Source organism: Methylophilus sp. DMC14, from assembly GCF_056314085.1.
The window spans coordinates 143550-161836 of sequence record NZ_JBQUZA010000007.1 but is presented as its reverse complement, the minus strand read 5'-3'; the positions used below and the strand labels follow the sequence as shown (position 1 = coordinate 161836).

The following is an 18287-nucleotide window of genomic DNA, read 5'->3' as shown; positions in this document are numbered from 1 at the left end:
ATGAATGATTTTGTAAATGGTTTTTGGCCGATCTGGATTTCGACCATTACCTTGGGCGGGATTGCTTTCTGTGTCGGTTTGCTGATTTTCGCAAGCCGCGTCAAAGTGCCTTTGGATAGCGATAACACCAATGGTCACGAATGGGATGGCATCAAGGAGATGAACAATCCGCTGCCAATGTGGTGGGTAGGCTTGTTTATCATTACCGTAATTTTTGGCCTGACCTATTTGTACCTGTTTCCAGGTCTGGGCACTTACAACGGCAAGTTCGGCTGGTCGGAAGTTAAGCAGTACGAAGCTGAAGTGGCAAAGAACAATGCCAAGATCGCTCCGCTGTATGCCAAATATGCAGCCATGCCGGTAGAAGAAGTAGCCAAGATTCCTGAGGCGCGTGACATTGGCAAGCGTATTTTCCTAAACAACTGTGCTGCTTGTCATGGTTCAGATGCCAAAGGGAGCCGTGGCTTTCCTAACCTGACCGACAATGACTGGTTGTATGGTGGTTCACCTGACACCATCAAGCTGACCATCACCAACGGCCGTAACGGCATCATGCCGCCGATGGCGGCCGCTGTTGGTAGTGAAGAAGATGTGAAAAACGTCGCCAACTACGTATTGAGCTTGTCTGGCAGTATTCATGACTCTGGTCGTGCCAATGCCGGTAAAGACAAGTTTGTGGTCTGTGCTGCTTGCCATGGTCCAGAAGGCAAAGGCAACCAGGCGATTGGTGCGCCTAACCTGACAGACAACATCTGGTTGCATGGTCAAGGCGAAGCCGCGATCATCAAGCGTATTCATGAAGGTAAAAACAACGTGATGCCAGCCTGGAAAGAAAAATTCAGCCCAGAGCAAATTCATCTGCTGACTGCTTATGTTTGGGGTCTTTCCAACAAATAGGCGAATGCAGATAACCCATGAGCGATATTAAACAAAACGCTGTGAACAAAACCACCATCCCTGAACAGGAGGTGGTTTTGTCACTTTATAAATCCGCAGATAAGATCTATGCCCGTAGCGTCTCCGGGATGTTCAACAACTGGCGCTGGGTCATGGTGTGGGCCACGCAACTGTTTTTCTATGGTGTACCCTGGCTGCAATGGGATGGTCGTCAGGCCATGCTGTTCGACCTGGATGCCAAGCGCTTTTATATCTTCGGCCTGATCTTTCATCCACAGGATCTGATCTATTTGTCGTTTCTGCTGATTGTGTCTGCGCTGTCGCTGTTTCTGTTTACGGCCATTGCCGGTCGCTTGTGGTGTGGCTACACCTGTCCGCAAACGGTGTATACCGAGATTTTCATGTGGATGGAAAATAAAATCGAGGGGGATCGTATCGCACGTATGCGCCTCGATGACAGCAAATGGAATCTGAACAAGATTACGCGCAAATCGCTCAAGCAGTTTGCCTGGATCGCCTTTGGCTTGTGGACAGGTGTGACCTTTGTGGGTTACTTCTCCTCCATTCGCGAGCTGGTACCCAATATTGTGAACTGGCAATTGGGTGGCTGGGAAACATTCTGGATTTGCTTTTACGGCTTTGCCACTTATGGCAATGCAGGCTATATGCGTGAGCAAGTCTGCAAATATATGTGCCCTTATGCCCGCTTTCAGAGTGCCATGTTTGACGATGACACCATGATCGTGACCTATGACGAGGCGCGTGGTGAACCGCGCGGCGCACGCTCTAAAAAAGTCGCCGAGAATGCCAATGGTCTGGGCAGTTGTATCGATTGCAGTATCTGTGTGCAAGTCTGTCCGACCGGGATTGATATCCGTAAAGGCTTGCAATACGAGTGTATTGGTTGCGGTGCCTGTATTGATGCTTGCGACGATGTGATGGACAAAATGGGCTATGCCAAGGGCTTGATCAAGTACTCCACGCAAAACGGCATCACCAACCGCTGGAACCGTCAGCAAATGCTGCAGCGCTTGCTGCGCCCGCGCGTGATTATTTACACCGCGATTTTGTTGGCACTCACCGTTGGCATGGTGGTCAGCCTCTACTTCAAGCCTGATTTCAGGCTGGATGTGTTACGTGACCGTGCAGTCATGTCTCGCTACACAGATGATGGCATGATTGAAAACGTGTATAACCTCAAGCTTGAAAATGATACTGAAGCCGTCCATGACTATGCATTGAAGGTCACGGGGCTTGAAGGCTTGGTGGTGCACTTTGCTGACGAGAATAGCCAGGACTTCAAAGGCTTGCGGCCGTTTGAGACACGCAATGTGGTGATTGAGCTGGAGTTGCCTGATGGTGTCACCAGAGCTGGTTCGCATAAAATCTTTTTCGAAATGACGGATTTACAAACCAGCGAAGCGGTCAAAGAAAAGTCGGTCTTTATTGTGCCGAGCAACTAATGGAGCAGACATTGTCACAACACCAAGCACAGCAGAAACCGGCCGCTAAAGCGGTTGACCAGAAAAAGTGGTATCACAACCCTTATGTCTGGATGATTATAGGCGGCCCTTCTGCCGTGATTGTGGCTTCATTCATCACCTTGTATCTGGCGATTACGCATCCTGACCCAGCGATTGATGATTACTACCGCAAGGGCATAGAAATCAACAAGACGCTGGATGCGCAAGCGCAAGACGGCCAGACAGATGCCATGGCGCCCGCCATCCAGGCGCGTAACCATGCGCAGACCGGCCTGAAACCGGCTGAACAGTAACCGTCTGCCTGTCTCTCAGCGCTGACGCGCATCTAATCCCTGATTCAGGCGCGAGCATTGCGGGTAAGGGATCAGCGTTTAGGCAAATAGGCGCACGTTAAAACCCTGCGTGCGCAAAGCCTCAGCATACTGCTGTAACAGCAGTATGTCTGATGCTTGAATGCTGGCCAGCGTGTCTTGCTGGCTAGGTCTGGCGATGCCATACAACAAAACGCCTTCAATGTTCTCTTTAAGTGGTAGCAACGCCTGCACATAGCCGGCTAATGCGGGGGTGGTGACCAGTTGATCCGTGATGCATCGCTGCATCACAGCGGTTTGTACCCAGGTCCGGCAAGCCATGCTGCAAGCCGCCAACCGTTGCAGATGCAGGCTAAGTGGCAAACGCGCATCATTCACTGCCAGCATTTCCGCATCGTTGCCTGCATCGAGCTTAAACCAGACTTCCCCCCCCATCTGTTGCAGTACCTTTAAGGCTTGCTGTGTCGTGGCCAGATGCATTTGGCTGCCATTGGTAATGAGCCTGACCCGTGCCGGACGGTCTGTTTGCGCGCTCTGGCTCAGCAATCGTTCAACCAGTGCCAAGGCTTCAGGAAATTGCGGCGAGGTGGTCGGTTCACCGTCTCCGGCAAAGGCAATATCCTGCACATCTTCCGACAATACACGCTTTGCTGCGTGTAAGTGCTGTCTTAGCCAGTGCAGGCAGGCGCTTAATTCTTGTTGCAGGTGGTCCAAGTCAATGACCGGGGAGGGGCCGCGATGCAGCCCAGGCACCTGGCAATAAATGCAATGCCAGTTACAGCATTGATTCGGGTGCAGGTTGATGCCGATGGAAAGGCCCTGCGCGCGGCGGGACCACACTGGATAAACATATTGCCAGGCTTGTTGCGCGGCCATGCGCTGTAAGGCCTCAACTAGAGACGAAGGCAGTGGCATCCCTCAGCGCTTACAGACGTCAGCAACCGCCTAGCAGGTGCTGGCGTTGAAGATGGTTTTAAGCTTTTCGTGGTCCAGAATACGGATATTCTTTTGCTTGACCTCGATAATGCCTTCATCACTAAATTTGGAGAAAGTACGGCTCACTGTTTCCAGTTTCATGCCCAGGTAGCTGCCTATCTCTTCACGCGTCATGCGTAAAATCAATTCGCTTTTGGAATAGCCACGTGCATGCAGGCGTTGCAGCAAGTTGAGCAGAAACGCCGCCAGGCGTTCTTCGGCGCGCATATTAGCCAACAACATCATGACGCCGTTTTCGCGCACGATCTCGCGGCTCATAATTTTGTGCACATGGCGTTGCAAGACAGGAATCTCACGCGACAGGTCTTCGACATGATTGAAGGGCATCACACAGACTTCGGCGTCTTCGAGGGCAATAGCGTTACAGTTGTGCTTGTCACTGACAATGCCATCCAAGCCCATGATTTCACCGGCCATCTGAAAGCCGGTGACTTGTTCACGGCCATCTTCCGAGACGACGCAGGTCTTGAAAAAACCAGTGCGGATCGCATAAAGCGTGGTGAAGGCATCGCCACTGCTATACAAGTGACCACCTTGCTTGATCTTTTTACGGGTGGCAACCATGCCATCCAGTTTAGTCATTTCATCTGTGCTCAAGCCTACCGGCAGGCACAGTTCACGCAAGTTACAATTGGAGCAGGCAACCTTGAAACTGGATTCTGCTTGCATGGAGGGCGTCCTTGACTGACGTTGAACATGCGGCAAATTATACGCCTCTTCGGTTGCGATTTCATTGAACATGGTGTGACCTCTTCCTTTTGTATTTAGGCGCATTATGCAGCAGGCGACGCAAGCTGCATTTGACGTGTGTCAAAAAGCCCTGCATTGGTTTATGGCACAGTAGCGCCAGATGAACCCGTAAAGTCCAGTTTCGGGATACTGATAGGAAAGAATTTGCCAGAAACCATGAACTCCCCGTTGCTGATTACTCAAGAGCATATTGAGCGCTATGACGTCTCCGGGCCTCGTTATACCTCTTATCCTACAGCAGACCGCTTTGTTGAGGCGTTTGACGCCGCTGCTTATCTCAAGGCGGCCGAGCAGCGCAATATCAGCAACTGGACGCAGCCGCTCTCGTTGTATGTGCATATCCCGTTTTGTGCCTCGCTGTGTTTTTATTGCGCATGCAACAAGATAGTCACCAAGCGTTATGAGCAAGGCGCGGTTTACCTCAACTACCTGCAACGCGAGCTTGATTTGCACTTGGACAAGTTTGCCAAAAAGCAAACCGTCAACCAGTTGCATCTGGGCGGGGGCACGCCGACGTTTCTCAATGATGCCGAGTTGACGCAACTCATGCAGATGTTCAAGCAGGCGTTTGCCTTTGCCAAAGACGGTGAATACTCGATTGAAATTGATCCACGTACCGTCAATCAGCAACGCTTGCAACACTTGCGCGAGCTGGGCTTTAACCGCCTGAGTTTTGGCGTGCAAGACTTTGATGCCGAGGTACAGCAGGCCGTGCACCGGGTGCAGTCTTATGCGCAGGTTGAAAGCCTGATGCAACATGCGCGCGACCTGGGGTTTGCGTCTATCAATACCGACTTGATTTACGGCTTGCCCAAACAAACCCCGGCGACCTTCCGCCAGACCATCGCCCAGATTATTCAATTGCGGCCAGACCGTATCGCGCTGTATGGCTACGCGCACTTGCCGTCACGTTTCAAGCCGCAACGCCGGATTTTGCAAGCGGACTTGCCACATGCCGTAGATAAAATCCAAATGCTGTCAGAAGCGATTCAGCAGCTGATGCTGGCAGGCTATGTCTTTATCGGCATGGATCATTTTGCCTTGCCTGACGACCCGCTGGCGATTGCCAAACAGCAGGGCAGGTTGCACCGCAACTTTCAGGGTTACAGCACCATGGCTGATCAGGATATTCTGGCTTTGGGTGTCTCCGCGATTGGCAAGATCGGTGCTACCTACAGCCAGAATGCCAAAACCCTCGAAGAGTATTACGACTTTCTTGACCAAGGCCAGTTACCTATCGTGCGAGGGCTGGCATTAAGCCGCGATGACCTGATCCGCCGTGCCGTGATCATGGCGGTCATGTGCCATGGTGAACTGAGTTACGAATCCATTGAGTTGTCTTACATGGTCAATTTCAAGCAATATTTTCAGGCAGAAATTGCGCAATTGGCCGAGAAAGAGAAACAAGGCCTGGTCGTACTCGAAGACGATGGCCTCAAAGTCACCGAAATGGGCTGGTATTTTGTGCGCGCCATTGCCATGGTGTTTGACCGTTATTTGCAGCACGATGCCAACCGTGCAAGGTTTTCCAAAATCCTTTAAACTGCTGGCATGTTAGCCAGTTTACTCTTGACTGCTTTTGTCATGGGGCTGGCAGGCGGCCCGCACTGTGTGCTGATGTGTGGCGCTGCTTGCGGCGCCATGCAAACGCCGCCGAATCTTTCTAGTCCCCTGCGTTCCATCCCTCTGCGTGTCGTACAGACCATCCCCTGGAGTTTTTACCTGGGCCGTATGCTGGGCTATGGCTTGCTCGGCGCGATTGCTGCCGAAACCTTGCGCGGTTTGGCCTGGTTATCCAATCAGAGCCATCTGTTTCAACCATTTTGGACGTTCTCGCATACGCTGATCTTCGCCTGGGGCGTGTTGCTGCTTATCCTCGGCCGACAGCCACAATGGGCGGTGCAGCGGGCGCAATTGGTCTGGGCATGGATCAAGCAACATACCGCGCATGCCAGGTCGGGCTATTTTGTGACCGGCATCGTCTGGGCCTTGCTACCTTGCGGCTTGCTGTACTCGGCGGTGATGCTGGCCTCCCTCCAGTCGCAATGGCTGCAAGGCGCATTGGTCATGATTGCTTTCGCGACCGGTTCCGCCACCATCCTCGCTTTGGCCCCCTTTTTCTGGCGCGCGGGCCAGCAAAGCCTGCCGCACTGGTTCAGTGAAGCGGCAGGCATGCGCCTGAGTGGCGGCTTGCTGGTCGCTCTCAGCCTGGTGGCGCTGTGGATGGACGTCATGCATCACGACAAATTGTGGTGCCAGTTGTTATAGCCGTGTCTGATTGTTTGCACCAGCAGCCTCCGGGATGCTCATTTTCGACATCCGTGTATTGCCTACCGAGTTAAATTCCGCTAATTTACGATTGTTAAATTAAATTAACAATTGAGGGCGGTGATGATGATATGGATGCGCATCTGTTTTTTACTGTGGCTGATCAGTCAGCTTGGCATGCCAGCCTATGCGCAGGTACCAGAAATTCTGCTGGCACAGGTTTACCACGAAGGCATCGCTGTCAACGACTACTTGGTCAGCGAAAAGCTGGACGGCATACGCGCCGTGTGGAATGGCAAACAACTGATCAGTCGACAGGGCCATCCCATCCACGCCCCGGCCTGGTTTGTGCAAAAATTCCCCCAACAGGCCCTGGATGGTGAACTGTGGATCGCCCGCGCTCAATTTGAACGACTCTCTGGCACTGTGCGCCGCGCCCAGCCTGATGAAGCGGAGTGGCGTCATGTGGCCTATTATGTGTTTGAACTGCCAATGGCCCCAGGCACTTTCACTCAACGTGCCCAGCACATCGAGCAACTGGTTAAACGTCAGCAGAGCCCGTATCTCAAAGCCATCAAACAGTTTCGCGTGGCAGATGCTGCTGCCCTCAAACGCACGCTGGACTGGGTGGTGGCCCGCAAAGGCGAGGGCCTCATGTTGCATCAAGCCGATGCACCTTATCTGACCGGCCGCAGCCATGTGCTACTCAAACTCAAGCCACAGCTGGATGCCGAAGCCAAAGTCATCGCCTACGTGCCCGGCAAAGGTAAATACCAAGGTAAAATGGGCGCGTTACTGGTAGAAACCGCGCAAGGGATACGTTTTAAACTTGGCACCGGCTTTAAAGATAGCGATCGCGCAAACCCGCCGCCGATCGGCAGCCAGGTGACCTATACCTACCGCGACCTCACCAAAAACGGCAAACCCAAATTTGCGCGCTTTGTACGGGTACGGCCACCGGAATAATTGACACAGAAAGGATCACACAATGAAATGGATGCTTGGATTGGTCGGCATTTTTGTTGCAATCAACGCCTATGCGCTGGATTTAAGTGGTGTTTACAGCTGCACCGGCGATGACGCGCATGAAGGCAAATACACCGGCACCGTCACCATGAAGTTGCGCCCGGAACACAGCAAAGGTGCGGATGCCAGCTATGACTTTCAACTCGACGTCCCGGATTACGGTACCTATACAGGCCACGCCGCCGCGCACGGCATGCATGCGGCGATGCATTTTGCCTTGCCGATGGAAAATGGCGAATATGGCGGCAAGACGCATGATTATGGAACCGGGATTGCCGAGTTTAAGAAGAATGCCAAGGGGCAGTTGAGTTTTAGGAAGTTTTATTTTGAGCCTGGGTTTAAAGGTGGCAATACGGGAGTCGAGGAGTGCGTGAGGAAGTAATTTTTAGCATTTTAATTAGAGGTTTATGAATGTTGGATAGGTTATTTTCCTCTGTCGGCGAGTTAATTTCTTTGCCCTGCATCCCGTTCAATCTTAGGTGAAAAGTAGAAGTTGTAGGGTGGGCATGAATGCCCACGCGGATTGGTGTGTGTTGTATGTGATGTTCTGTTTCGCCTGTAGGCGAGTTACTTTTCTTTGCTTGCACAAAGATAAAGTAACCAAAAGAAAGTGCACCCCAACTTCCGCTTGTTTCCTGCGTTGCTCGGTTTAGGACTTTCGTCCGTTGCTTTGCCGGACTTAGGCATAAGCGCTCGCAGAACTCATCCTAGCGGCCTGCACAAAACGCAGGCCACCGCGGGATTCGGACAGCCGCTCGCTTCATCTTATTTTGCCTGCGCTACTCGGCGCGGCAGATGGGGACCCCGAACACCTGATGGGCGCAGCGATCAGTGAAATAAATAAAAGAGTTATTTTTTTGAACGGTCCAAACTTCTACGCTCGTAGTTTGGCGAGACAAATCCCATCCCATCACGCTGAGTAGCGGAAAAAAGTAAGGAAGAAGGGAGCGACTGTCTGAGCTCCGCGGCAGCTTGCGGGGTGGGCAAGCTGCTAGGGCGAGTTTCGTGACCGCTTACTTTGTTGATAACTAAGACTGCTAAGCAGTCTGTTACGGCGTAGGCTAACTCGCGTAGCGATGTTAAGCGTAGCGGCCGAAGCCAACAACGCAAGGCAGCCGAAGGCCGGGATGGCTGGGTGCCCTCTTTTTGGTTACTTTTTTGGGGCAAGCAAAAAAAGTAACTCGCCATTAAGGCGAAAAAACATACATTAAACTAGAGAAACTTAAGTTATATGTAAGCAGCTAGGCTGCATGCCAATTAGCATGCCATGATAAAATCACTGCCCTATGACTGCCGTCTCTCCCATCCAACTCATCAGCCAACTCGAAAAACAACTCCCCCAGTGCATGCTGGCTGATCGCTTTTCGCTTAAGCGTCGTTTGCAGCAGCTACGCGATGCTTTAAAACAAAATAAACCCGTGGATAAACCGCTGGTGGAACTTGCACACAAGGTGCAGGCTTCCCAGCAGCGGTTGCAGGCGCGTCAGGCGGCATTGCCCCAGCCTGATTACCCGCCAGAGTTGCCAGTGAGTGGTAAAAAGGATGAGATTGCAGCGGCGATTGCCAAGCATCAGGTGGTGATCGTGTGTGGTGAAACCGGTTCGGGTAAGACCACACAATTGCCTAAAATCTGCCTCGAGCTCGGTCGCGGGGTGAGTGGCTTGATTGGACATACGCAGCCACGCCGGATTGCTGCGCGCTCGGTGGCGTCGCGCATTGCGCAGGAGCTGCAAAGTCCGCTCGGTGAGGTGGTCGGTTACAAGGTGCGCTTTAACGACAAGTTGTCCGAGCGCAGTTACGTCAAGTTGATGACGGACGGCATTTTGCTGGCGGAGACGCAGAGCGATAAATTCCTTAACGGCTATGACACCATCATTATCGACGAGGCGCACGAGCGTAGCCTGAATATTGATTTTCTGTTGGGCTATCTCAAACAGTTACTCCCCAAGCGGCCAGATTTGAAAATCATCGTCACCTCGGCGACGATTGATGCAGACCGCTTCTCGAACCACTTTGATGGCGCGCCAGTGATTGAAGTGTCTGGCCGGACTTATCCGGTGGAAATCCGTTACCGGCCCTTGGGCAACAAAACCACCATGGTGGCCGTGGAAGTGCCGATTGATGACGGGCTGGATGACATAGACCGTTTTGCGCAGGACCTGATGGGCATCAAGCGCAAGCCGCCGCGTACCGAGACGCGCTGGCTGGAAGAGGATGACGAAGAGGAAGTCATGGAAGATGCCATCCTCGATACCGCCGAGGATTTGTTGCGTCTGGGGGATGGCGATATTCTGGTGTTTTTGCCGGGTGAGCGTGAAATCCGTGACACCGCCGAGCATCTGCGTAAATACCAGGGCCGCTCGCCCAAGCTGAAGTCGATTGAGATTTTGCCGCTATTCGCGCGCTTGAGTATAGAAGACCAGCAAAAGATTTTCCGGCCCAGCGGCCAGCGCCGCATTGTGCTGGCGACCAACGTGGCGGAAACCTCGCTAACCGTGCCTGGCATCAAGTATGTGATTGATACCGGACTGGCCCGAGTCAACCGCTATAGCCCACGTGCCAAGGTCGAGCAATTGCAGATTGAAAAAATCTCGCAAGCGGCGGCCAAGCAGCGGGCAGGGCGCTGCGGGCGTGTGTCTAACGGCATTTGCGTGCGTTTGTACGGCGAGGATGATTTTAACCAGCGTCCGGCGTTTACCGATCCCGAGATTCTGCGTAGCTCACTGGCCAGCGTGATTTTGCGCATGGCGGATTTACGGCTGGGGGATGTCGGTGAATTCCCGTTTATTGAGGCGCCTTCTTCACGCCTGATCAGCGATGGCTATCAGTTGCTGCAAGAGCTGGGGGCGGTGACCGAGCGCCGTGAGATTACAGAGCTGGGTCGGCAGATGGCGCGCTTGCCACTGGATCCGCGTGTGGCGCGCATGATTCTGACCGCAAAAAAAGAAGGCTGCGTGCGTGAGATTCTGATTATTGCCAGCGTACTCAGCATCCAGGATCCGCGGGAGCGGCCCATGGATAAACGCGAGGCCGCCGACAATGCGCATGCCAAATTCAAGGCGGATGACTCTGACTTTATGAGTTATCTCAAGTTGTGGGACTGGTATGAGCAGGCGCTCAAAAGCAAAAAGTCCAACCGTGATTTGCTCAATCAGTGCCACCAGAATTTTCTCTCGTTTTTACGGCTGAAGGAATGGCGTGAGCTGCATGCGCAGTTGCTGGAAATGGTGGATGAGCTTGATATCAAGCCTAATCAGCAAGAAGCGAATTATGCGCAAATCCATCGTGCGTTACTGTCCGGCTTGCTTGGCAATATCGGCTTTAAAGATGGCGATAGCGAGACCTATGCCGGCGCGCGCGGGATCCGCTTTACCGTTGCACCAGGTTCGGTGCTCAAGAAAAACCGCCCCAAGTGGGTGATGGCCGCCGAGTTAGTCGACACCACCAAGCTTTATGCCCGTTGCGTTGCAAAAATTGATCCGGACTGGATAGAACCAATTGCGCATGAAGGCGGCGGCCGTGGCATTACACAAAGCCATTACAGCGACCCGCGCTGGGACCGCAAAACCGCGCAAGTGGTGGCCTGGGAGCGCGTGAGCTTGTACGGGCTGACCATTGTGCCCAAACGCCGCGTACATTATGGGCCGATTGCGCCGACCGAAGCGCGTGAAATTTTTATCCGTGAAGCCCTGGCCAATATGGAATTTGACACGCGGGCCCCGTTTTTTGAAGCCAACCGTCGCCTGATCGCCGAAGTGGAGGCGCTGGAACATAAAGCCAGACGTCAGGACGTGCTGGTCGACGAACACCAGTTGTTTGTGTTTTATGACCAGGTGGTGCCGCCGATTGCAGACCCTTACCGTGTCTATAATGGCGCTGCATTTGAAAAATGGCGGCAGGACGCTGAAAAAGCCAACCCCAAGGTGTTGTACCTGACGCGCGAATCGCTGATGCGCCATGGCGCCAGTGCCATTACCGAGGTACAGTTTCCCGAGACCATGGTGGTAGATGGCGAAACCGTGCCACTCAAATACCGCTTTGAACCCGGGCATGTGCTGGATGGGGTGACAGCGACGATACCGCTGGCCTTGCTCAATCAGCTTGATGCCACCGTCACTGAATGGCTGGTGCCGGGCATGGTACGCGACAAGGTGACGGCACTGATAAAAGCCTTGCCCAAAACCCTGCGCCGCGTCTGTGTACCGGTGCCGGAGTTTGTGACCGGCTTCCTCGAAGCCAAACAGACTGCGCAGCCATTATTGCCCGCTCTGGCTGAGTTTATCCAGCAAAAAACCGGGCTTAAGCTCAAGCCGGAAGAGTTTGACCTGGCGGGCCTGGAACCGCATCACCGCATGAACTTTAGCGTGGTCGACGAAAAAGGCCGTGAGCTAGGCATGGGCCGCGACTGGAATCAGCTCAAAAAACAACTGGGTTCGGCCGCGCAACTGACGTTTAGAACCGGCTCGCCCGGCATTGAAAAATCCGGACTCAAGCAGTGGGATTTTGGCGATTTGCCAGCCACCCTTACCTTTAGCAAAGATGGTCGCCAACTGACTGGCTATCCGGGCCTGGAAGACAATGGTGACAGCGTGGCCATCAAACTGTTTGATACGCCAGAAGCTGCCTTGGCCGCTCACCGTAAAGGCGTCTGCCGCCTGATGCGTTTTGAGCTTAAGGAGCAGGTCAAACAACTGGAAAAAGGCCTGCCAGGCTTTAACCAGTATGCCTTGCTGTTGCGCGCCATCATGAATCCTGACCAGTTGCGTGAAGACATGCTGCAATGTATTGCTGACCGCGCCTTTATTGCCGAGGACGACTTGCCGCGCAGCAATGCCGAGTTTATGCAACTTAAAACACGGGCGCGGACCCGCTTGCCAGCAGTGACCGAGGCGCTGACCCGGCAGGCACAACTGATTGCCAATGAGTATCAGGTGCTGCTTGCCCAGTTACAGAAAATGACGCCGGTGACGCAGAAAATCAAACGCGAGTGCGAGCAACAATTACAGGGTTTGTTGTATCACGGTTTTTTTAGCCAGACCCCGTGGGAGCAATTGCCGCATCTGCCGCGTTATCTCAAGGCGATCAAGCTGCGCATAGACAAATATCCGACCAGCATAGAGCGTGATGGCCGCCATGCGCAGGCGCTGGTACAACTGGAGCAGCGCTGGCAGCAAAAAATTGAGCAATTGCGCAAGGCGCATCTGCCTGTAACCATCCAGTTACAAGACTTTGCGTGGCAATTACAGGAGTTGCGTGTATCATTATTTGCGCAGGAATTAAGGACGCCTTATCCTGTCTCAATCAAACGTCTTGAAAAACTCTGGCAAGAAATGCAATAGTATCGCGTGACCACTGCTAACCTGTGACCAACCCTGTTCATGCAGCCTTCTCCCTTTGAACCATTTAGTACGCCTAACTGGCTAAAGCCCAAGCAACGCGAGCGCGTGTTGCGTATCCCGGCACGCCTGATGTGGGCGATTTTGGTGTCGCTGCTGATACACGCCATCCTGTTCTGGGGCTTTTTACTCGATTTGCTCAAGCCGCTTGAGGAGCCCGCGCAAGCGCCGCTGAATATTGTGCTCGACTTGGGTGTGCCTGCGCCGACCAAACCCAAAGTGGTCTCGCCGCCGCCTGAGATTCCGCCCACCCCACAACCGCGGCCCGAGCCTAAACCAAAGCCACCGCCCAAATCTGAGCTCAAGCTGCCTAAAAAGATTATTCAGTCACAGCGGCCGGATAGCGCCTTTAAATTGCCCGAGCCCAAGCCGCAACCCAGGCCAGAGCCTACCCCAAACTTGCCGCCACCGCCGGTGGAAGACTTTTCGAGTTTTATCAAGCGCAAGCAGACGGACCGTTATGCGGATGAAATCTCAGCCAAACAGGCCAATGATGCTGCTGCAGCGGCCGAGCGTGGTCCTTCCGAGGATGAGCGCCGCACCAAAAACATCATGAACAATCTCAAGTTCGGTACCAACGGCTTGTTCCAGATCCGCCGCATGGATCCCTTGAATGCAACCTTCAGCTTCAAGGGCTGGGTCAATGATTACACTTCGGCCAATACGCAGTACTACGAGGTGGAAGCCCGCAGCGGTGAAGATATCCGCCTGGTGATGGTCAGACGAATGATCAGTATCATCCGCGAGCACTATAACGGTGATTTTGACTGGATATCCAATCGCCTGGGCCGTACTGTCACGCTGTCTGCACGGCCTGCAGACAGCGCGGGGCTCGAAGACTTTTTGATGAAAGAGTTCTTTGGGCCCAATTATAAAAATCAGGATATTTACGGCCGCTAGCGCCCGGAGCAGCAGATGGCAGACGGCTTTGTTACCCCCACAACGTCGCATCGGCCAGACTGGCAATATCAGCTAGTACTGTGGTCGGGCATGGCCCTCACCACCTGGATGGGTGTCTGGCATTTTGCCAGTCTGGGCGTTACGCTGCTTACGTTGCTGTATATGCTATGGGTGTTGTGGGCGGCTTACTTTCTGCGCTTTGCCACGGCTATGCTGACGGCGATTGCCGCTGTCCTGCTGATCAATTTCTGTTTTATTGAACCGCTGTACACCTTGCGCGTGGCTAGCCTGCAATCGTGGGTGATGCTCATGGTGTTTGCCGTGCTGGCATTGACGGTGAGCCGGGCCATGCAACAGCTCAAGCGGCAAAGGCAACAGGCACAATTGGCCGCACAACAATCCCGTTTTTTTCAATCACTGGCCGAAGTGTTATCCAGCCACTTGAGCCTTGCAGCGTTGTTGCAGGCCGCTTGCCAGCATATGCAACAGGGATTGGGCTGGCAGGTTTGTGTGGTGCAATTGGCGCCCGACATGCAATTGCAGCGACTGGCCGGTGAGTCCACGCTGCTTGTACAGCCTTCCAGTGTGCAATGGGCACTCGATTACCAGCGTGCCATCGGCGCAGGCACTCAGGATTGGCCAGCGCTGGGCCAATGTTTACTACCGTTTGGTTTCCCGCAGCACGAAGTGCTGGTGGTTGCCGTGCCAGCCGATCATGTGCCTGACCTGCATTTTTTACAGCGGCTGGTACAACAATGTGCTGACGCTACGCTCAAGCTCAGGCAGCAGATTGCCCTGGCAGACGCCGCCCGCGAGACCACTGAGGTCCAGTTCAAAAAAACGCTGCTGACCGCCTTGTCGCATGATATGCGTACGCCACTCACAGCGATTTTAGGCGCGGCCAATGTGCTGGCCGACCAGCAAATTACGCTGGCACCCGCACAGTCCACACAGTTACTGCAAAGCATCCTGGCAGAAGCCGGTTATTTAAGCCAGGCCACAGAAAATATCCTGACTCTGGTCAAGCTGGAAGCGGGCGAGCGGGCCTTGCATCGCGAATGGCAATCGTTGCAAGAGGTGATCCAACATGTGATGCACCGCTACCTGCAGCGCACGCCCCCCGTATCACTGGCGTTTGCCGCTGTTGCAGAGGGTGAAGAATGGCTGGTGCATATGGATGCGGTGCTGGTGGCGCATGCACTCTCTAATCTGGTGGATAACGCCTTGCAATGGCGCAGCACCGAGACGCCCGTGGCATTGCAGCTGGCAAGGGAAGCGGATTGGCTGGTACTATCTGTCATCAATGAAGGTCCCGGCTTTGCACCAGATTTTGAGATTGCCTCGTTTCACTCGCGCCGTCCTGCGGGCAGTGGTAGCCGTGGCTTTGGCCTGGGCCTGAGTATCGTCAATACCATCATGCAGTTGCATCAAGGGCAATTGCAACTGACGCAGCAGTCAGATGAGCCCCCATTAAATGCAGCGCCGTTAGATAAAACGGTAGTCGCCCGGCGCACCTGTGTGCGTATGTTGTTTCCATTTGTGCCCGCTACCACCTTGAGTGCAGGGGATGCCTGATGAGCCAACCAGTCGATCATTCTACGCACCCACATCTGTTGCTGGTCGAAGATGATCCGGGTGTTTACCAGTTTCTGCTGCCCGCGCTGTCTGCGCATGGCTATCACGTGCAGCATGCACGTGACCTGGCTCAGGCCAGGCAGGCCAGCGGCTTTGCCATGGTGATACTCGACCTTGGCTTGCCAGACGGGCAGGGCGAACAACTGATTCCGCATCTGCGCAGTTATTCCGACGTGCCGATACTGGTGCTGTCCGCACGGCAGGATGAGGCAGACAAAGTGCAATGTCTTAACCTAGGCGCAGATGACTATTTGATGAAGCCGTTTGGCTTGCAGGAGTTGCTGGCCAGATTACAGGCGGCCCTGAGGCGTTCTGCCATGATGCAAATGCGCGACCATGTGTATCAGCACGCCGGTATCAGCGTCAACCGTGCCACCGGAATTGTGACCAAGGCTGGTACGCCCTTGCACCTGACGCCCATTGAGCACGCCTTGCTCATGCAACTGGCCAGCAAACCCGGCAGCATTTTTACCCATGCGCAATTGCTGCAAGCGGTGTGGGGGCCAGAATATCTCAACGATACGCAATACCTGCGTATTCACATTGGCCGTTTACGCGCCAAGCTCGAAGATCAGCCCGCTGAGCCTAAAGTGGTGTTAACCGAGCTGGGGATCGGCTACCGGCTGGCTTAATCATTGTCGTCATGACCATAGGCGTTGTAAACATTGCATCATGTATATGCGATTGATATACGCCTGATTGCACACTTGCGCCATCAATCAACCATAAGGGGATGTGATGGAAACGTTTTCCACCAAAAAAAGCAGTCTGGCCGCCTTGGCCTTAGGGGCGATCGGTGTCGTCTATGGCGATATCGGAACCAGTCCGCTCTATACCGTACAGGTCATTTTTAGCGAGAGCACCGGTGTGCCGCTCAACCAGCCCAATATCTTGGGAGCGATTTCGTCTATTTTCTGGTTACTCATGTTTGTGGTGACGTTTAAATACGTCCTGCTCGTGCTGCGGGCTCATAACAAAGGCGAGGGCGGCGTCATGGCCTTGCTGTCGCTGGCGGTCTCCAGCTTGCGTCCACAAGATAAGCGTAGCACTGTGCTGTTATTACTCGGCGTCCTCGGGGCGGCGCTGTTTTATGGCGACAGTGTCCTGACGCCGGCCATTTCGGTGCTGTCTGCCGTAGAAGGCCTGCAAGTGGCGTCGCCCACCCTGGCTGCGCAGGTGCTGCCGATTTCGATAGGCATCCTGATCGGATTGTTTTGGGTTCAGCGTCATGGCACGCATGCGGTGGGGCGTTTTTTTGGCCCGGTGGTCATTGGCTGGTTTCTGGCGCTGGCCTGTATCGGTGTCTGGCAAATTAGCCAGGCGCCAGAAGTATTGCAGGCCATTCATCCGCAGTATGCCTGGCAGTTTCTGCAATCACGCGGGGCTGGCGTGTTTATCGCGATTGGCGCCATCTTGCTGGCCGTGACCGGGGCCGAGGCCTTGTATGCAGACATGGGGCACTTTGGCCGTCCGGCCATTCAGTTGGCCTGGCTGGGCTTGGTATTTCCGTGCCTGATTTTAAATTATCTGGGCCAGGGCGCCTTGCTGCTGCATCATCCTGAAGCCGTCAACAATCCGTTTTACCTGTCGTTTCCCGAGCCCTTGCTGATTCCCGCTGTGATTCTGGCCACTCTGGCCACCATTATTGCCTCGCAAGCCGTGATTTCGGGCGCCTTCTCCATGACACGTCAGGCAATTCAATTAGGGTTTTTGCCTCGTATGCGCATTATTCACACTTCAGCCAGCGAGTCCGGCCAAATCTACATGCCCTCCGTCAACTGGGCGCTGCTGATCGCCGTCATCATCGTCTGTCTGGCTTTCCAAAGCTCATCGGCATTGGCTTCGGCCTATGGCATTGCTGTGACGGGCACCATGCTGATTACCACCATCCTGCTGTTTATCGTCATGTGCAAGCGCTGGCAGTTTCCGCTTTGGCTAGCAGGTTTGTTGACTGCCGTATTGGCGAGCGTAGATGGTATCTTGCTCAGTTCTGCCTCCATGAAGTTTATGCAAGGTGGCTGGTTTCCGGTTGCGCTGAGTGTGGTGTTGATTCTGTTCATGACCACCTGGAAAAAAGGCCGTTTTAGCCTGCTCAACGGCATTGCGCAGTCTGACCCCAAATTGCTGCCTTTTATCGAGTCACTGGCACACTGTAGGCTGCCCCGCGTCCAGCGCACTGCCGTCTACATGGTTTCCAATCTTGAAACCGTGCCACAAGCGCTGTTACACAACCTCAAGCATAACCAGGTGCTGCATCAGCATAACCTGTTTGTAAATGTCACGTTTGAGGAGGTGCCGTTTATGAGCGCAGAAGAGCGTGTGAGGGTGACGCGGCTGGCAGAAGGCTTCTGGCAAATCCAGTTACGGTATGGCTTTATGCAACATCCTGATATTCCGCAAGCCTTGCGCTCGGTGGCGCTGGATGGCAAGACGCTGGATCCGTTCACCAATTCTTATTTCTTGAGCCGCGAGATTATCGTGCCGGATGTAGGCGGTGCCATGCCACGCTGGCGTGACCAGTTATTCTCGGTGATGTCGCGCAATGCCAGCAGTGCGGTTGAGTTTTTCAATATCCCGGCCAATAGTGTCATTGAGCTGGGTAGCCGCGTGCAATTGTAGGGTGA

General features: G+C 53.8%; 14 protein-coding genes. 12 read left to right on the top strand and 2 right to left on the bottom strand.

The window, feature by feature from the left end; all coding sequences use genetic code 11:
* The 3 genes from ccoP (at position 1) to ACT53C_RS13375 (ending at position 2674) form a co-directional block, all read left to right on the top strand.
* A complete protein-coding gene (gene ccoP, locus ACT53C_RS13385; protein WP_476146772.1) occupies positions 1-897 on the top strand; it encodes a cytochrome-c oxidase, cbb3-type subunit III in 897 nt (298 codons plus the stop codon).
* A 17-nt stretch (positions 898-914) separates the two neighbouring features.
* Complete coding sequence (gene ccoG / locus ACT53C_RS13380; RefSeq protein WP_476146770.1) at positions 915-2360, top strand: cytochrome c oxidase accessory protein CcoG; 1446 nt, start codon at positions 915-917, stop codon at positions 2358-2360.
* A gap of 92 nt (positions 2361-2452) precedes the next feature.
* On the top strand, positions 2453-2674 hold the full coding sequence (locus ACT53C_RS13375; RefSeq protein WP_228518788.1) for a FixH family protein: 222 nt from the start codon (positions 2453-2455) through the stop codon (positions 2672-2674).
* Between the two features lie 78 nt (positions 2675-2752).
* On the opposite strand, the gene ACT53C_RS13370 is transcribed toward ACT53C_RS13375, so the two are convergent.
* Together ACT53C_RS13370 and fnr are read right to left on the bottom strand one after the other, a co-directional pair.
* Complete coding sequence (locus ACT53C_RS13370) at positions 2753-3607, bottom strand: radical SAM protein (protein ID WP_476146768.1); 855 nt, start codon at positions 3605-3607, stop codon at positions 2753-2755.
* 30 nt (positions 3608-3637) lie between these two features.
* Positions 3638-4357, bottom strand: coding sequence for a fumarate/nitrate reduction transcriptional regulator Fnr (gene fnr / locus ACT53C_RS13365; protein WP_194747950.1), 720 nt, complete (start codon positions 4355-4357; stop codon positions 3638-3640).
* A gap of 237 nt (positions 4358-4594) precedes the next feature.
* Here fnr and hemN point away from each other — a divergent pair, with 237 nt between their 5' ends.
* The 9 genes from hemN to ACT53C_RS13320 all read left to right on the top strand — a co-directional run bounded on the left by hemN (position 4595) and on the right by ACT53C_RS13320 (position 18282).
* Complete coding sequence (gene hemN / locus ACT53C_RS13360) at positions 4595-5980, top strand: oxygen-independent coproporphyrinogen III oxidase (RefSeq protein ID WP_194748455.1); 1386 nt, start codon at positions 4595-4597, stop codon at positions 5978-5980.
* Positions 5981-5989: 9 nt separating this feature from the next.
* Positions 5990-6706 (top strand): sulfite exporter TauE/SafE family protein, encoded by a 717-nt coding sequence (locus ACT53C_RS13355; protein ID WP_476146766.1) that lies wholly within the window; start codon positions 5990-5992, stop codon positions 6704-6706.
* A gap of 123 nt (positions 6707-6829) precedes the next feature.
* Positions 6830-7672 (top strand): DNA ligase, encoded by an 843-nt coding sequence (locus ACT53C_RS13350; RefSeq protein WP_476146764.1) that lies wholly within the window; start codon positions 6830-6832, stop codon positions 7670-7672.
* A 22-nt stretch (positions 7673-7694) separates the two neighbouring features.
* Complete coding sequence (locus ACT53C_RS13345) at positions 7695-8114, top strand: hypothetical protein (protein WP_476146762.1); 420 nt, start codon at positions 7695-7697, stop codon at positions 8112-8114.
* A 964-nt stretch (positions 8115-9078) separates the two neighbouring features.
* On the top strand, positions 9079-13071 hold the full coding sequence (gene hrpA / locus ACT53C_RS13340) for an ATP-dependent RNA helicase HrpA (RefSeq protein ID WP_476146798.1): 3993 nt from the start codon (positions 9079-9081) through the stop codon (positions 13069-13071).
* A gap of 39 nt (positions 13072-13110) precedes the next feature.
* On the top strand, positions 13111-14028 hold the full coding sequence (locus tag ACT53C_RS13335; protein WP_194747944.1) for a hypothetical protein: 918 nt from the start codon (positions 13111-13113) through the stop codon (positions 14026-14028).
* Positions 14029-14043: 15 nt separating this feature from the next.
* Complete coding sequence (locus ACT53C_RS13330; RefSeq protein WP_476146760.1) at positions 14044-15603, top strand: DUF4118 domain-containing protein; 1560 nt, start codon at positions 14044-14046, stop codon at positions 15601-15603.
* On the top strand, positions 15603-16295 hold the full coding sequence (locus ACT53C_RS13325; protein WP_476146758.1) for a winged helix-turn-helix domain-containing protein: 693 nt from the start codon (positions 15603-15605) through the stop codon (positions 16293-16295). The genes ACT53C_RS13330 and ACT53C_RS13325 overlap by 1 nt, the downstream gene beginning before the upstream one ends.
* A gap of 106 nt (positions 16296-16401) precedes the next feature.
* On the top strand, positions 16402-18282 hold the full coding sequence (locus ACT53C_RS13320; protein ID WP_476146756.1) for a potassium transporter Kup: 1881 nt from the start codon (positions 16402-16404) through the stop codon (positions 18280-18282).
* The last annotated feature ends 5 nt before the right edge of the window (positions 18283-18287 follow it).

Bases quoted from the DNA above. Each gene is read 5' to 3' on its own strand.
- ACT53C_RS13375 (WP_228518788.1), top strand. From the start codon at position 2,453: ATGATTATAGGCGGCCCTTCTGCCGTGATTGTGGCTTCATTCATCACC.
- ccoP (WP_476146772.1), top strand. From the start codon at position 1: ATGAATGATTTTGTAAATGGTTTTTGGCCGATCTGGATTTCGACCATT.
- ACT53C_RS13325 (WP_476146758.1), top strand. From the start codon at position 15,603: ATGAGCCAACCAGTCGATCATTCTACGCACCCACATCTGTTGCTGGTC.
- ccoG (WP_476146770.1), top strand. From the start codon at position 915: ATGAGCGATATTAAACAAAACGCTGTGAACAAAACCACCATCCCTGAA.
- ACT53C_RS13345 (WP_476146762.1), top strand. From the start codon at position 7,695: ATGAAATGGATGCTTGGATTGGTCGGCATTTTTGTTGCAATCAACGCC.
- hemN (WP_194748455.1), top strand. From the start codon at position 4,595: ATGAACTCCCCGTTGCTGATTACTCAAGAGCATATTGAGCGCTATGAC.
- ACT53C_RS13370 (WP_476146768.1), bottom strand. From the start codon at position 3,607: ATGCCACTGCCTTCGTCTCTAGTTGAGGCCTTACAGCGCATGGCCGCG.
- ACT53C_RS13330 (WP_476146760.1), top strand. From the start codon at position 14,044: ATGGCAGACGGCTTTGTTACCCCCACAACGTCGCATCGGCCAGACTGG.
- hrpA (WP_476146798.1), top strand. From the start codon at position 9,079: ATGCTGGCTGATCGCTTTTCGCTTAAGCGTCGTTTGCAGCAGCTACGC.
- fnr (WP_194747950.1), bottom strand. From the start codon at position 4,357: ATGCAAGCAGAATCCAGTTTCAAGGTTGCCTGCTCCAATTGTAACTTG.
- ACT53C_RS13320 (WP_476146756.1), top strand. From the start codon at position 16,402: ATGGAAACGTTTTCCACCAAAAAAAGCAGTCTGGCCGCCTTGGCCTTA.
- ACT53C_RS13335 (WP_194747944.1), top strand. From the start codon at position 13,111: ATGCAGCCTTCTCCCTTTGAACCATTTAGTACGCCTAACTGGCTAAAG.
- ACT53C_RS13355 (WP_476146766.1), top strand. From the start codon at position 5,990: ATGTTAGCCAGTTTACTCTTGACTGCTTTTGTCATGGGGCTGGCAGGC.
- ACT53C_RS13350 (WP_476146764.1), top strand. From the start codon at position 6,830: ATGATGATATGGATGCGCATCTGTTTTTTACTGTGGCTGATCAGTCAG.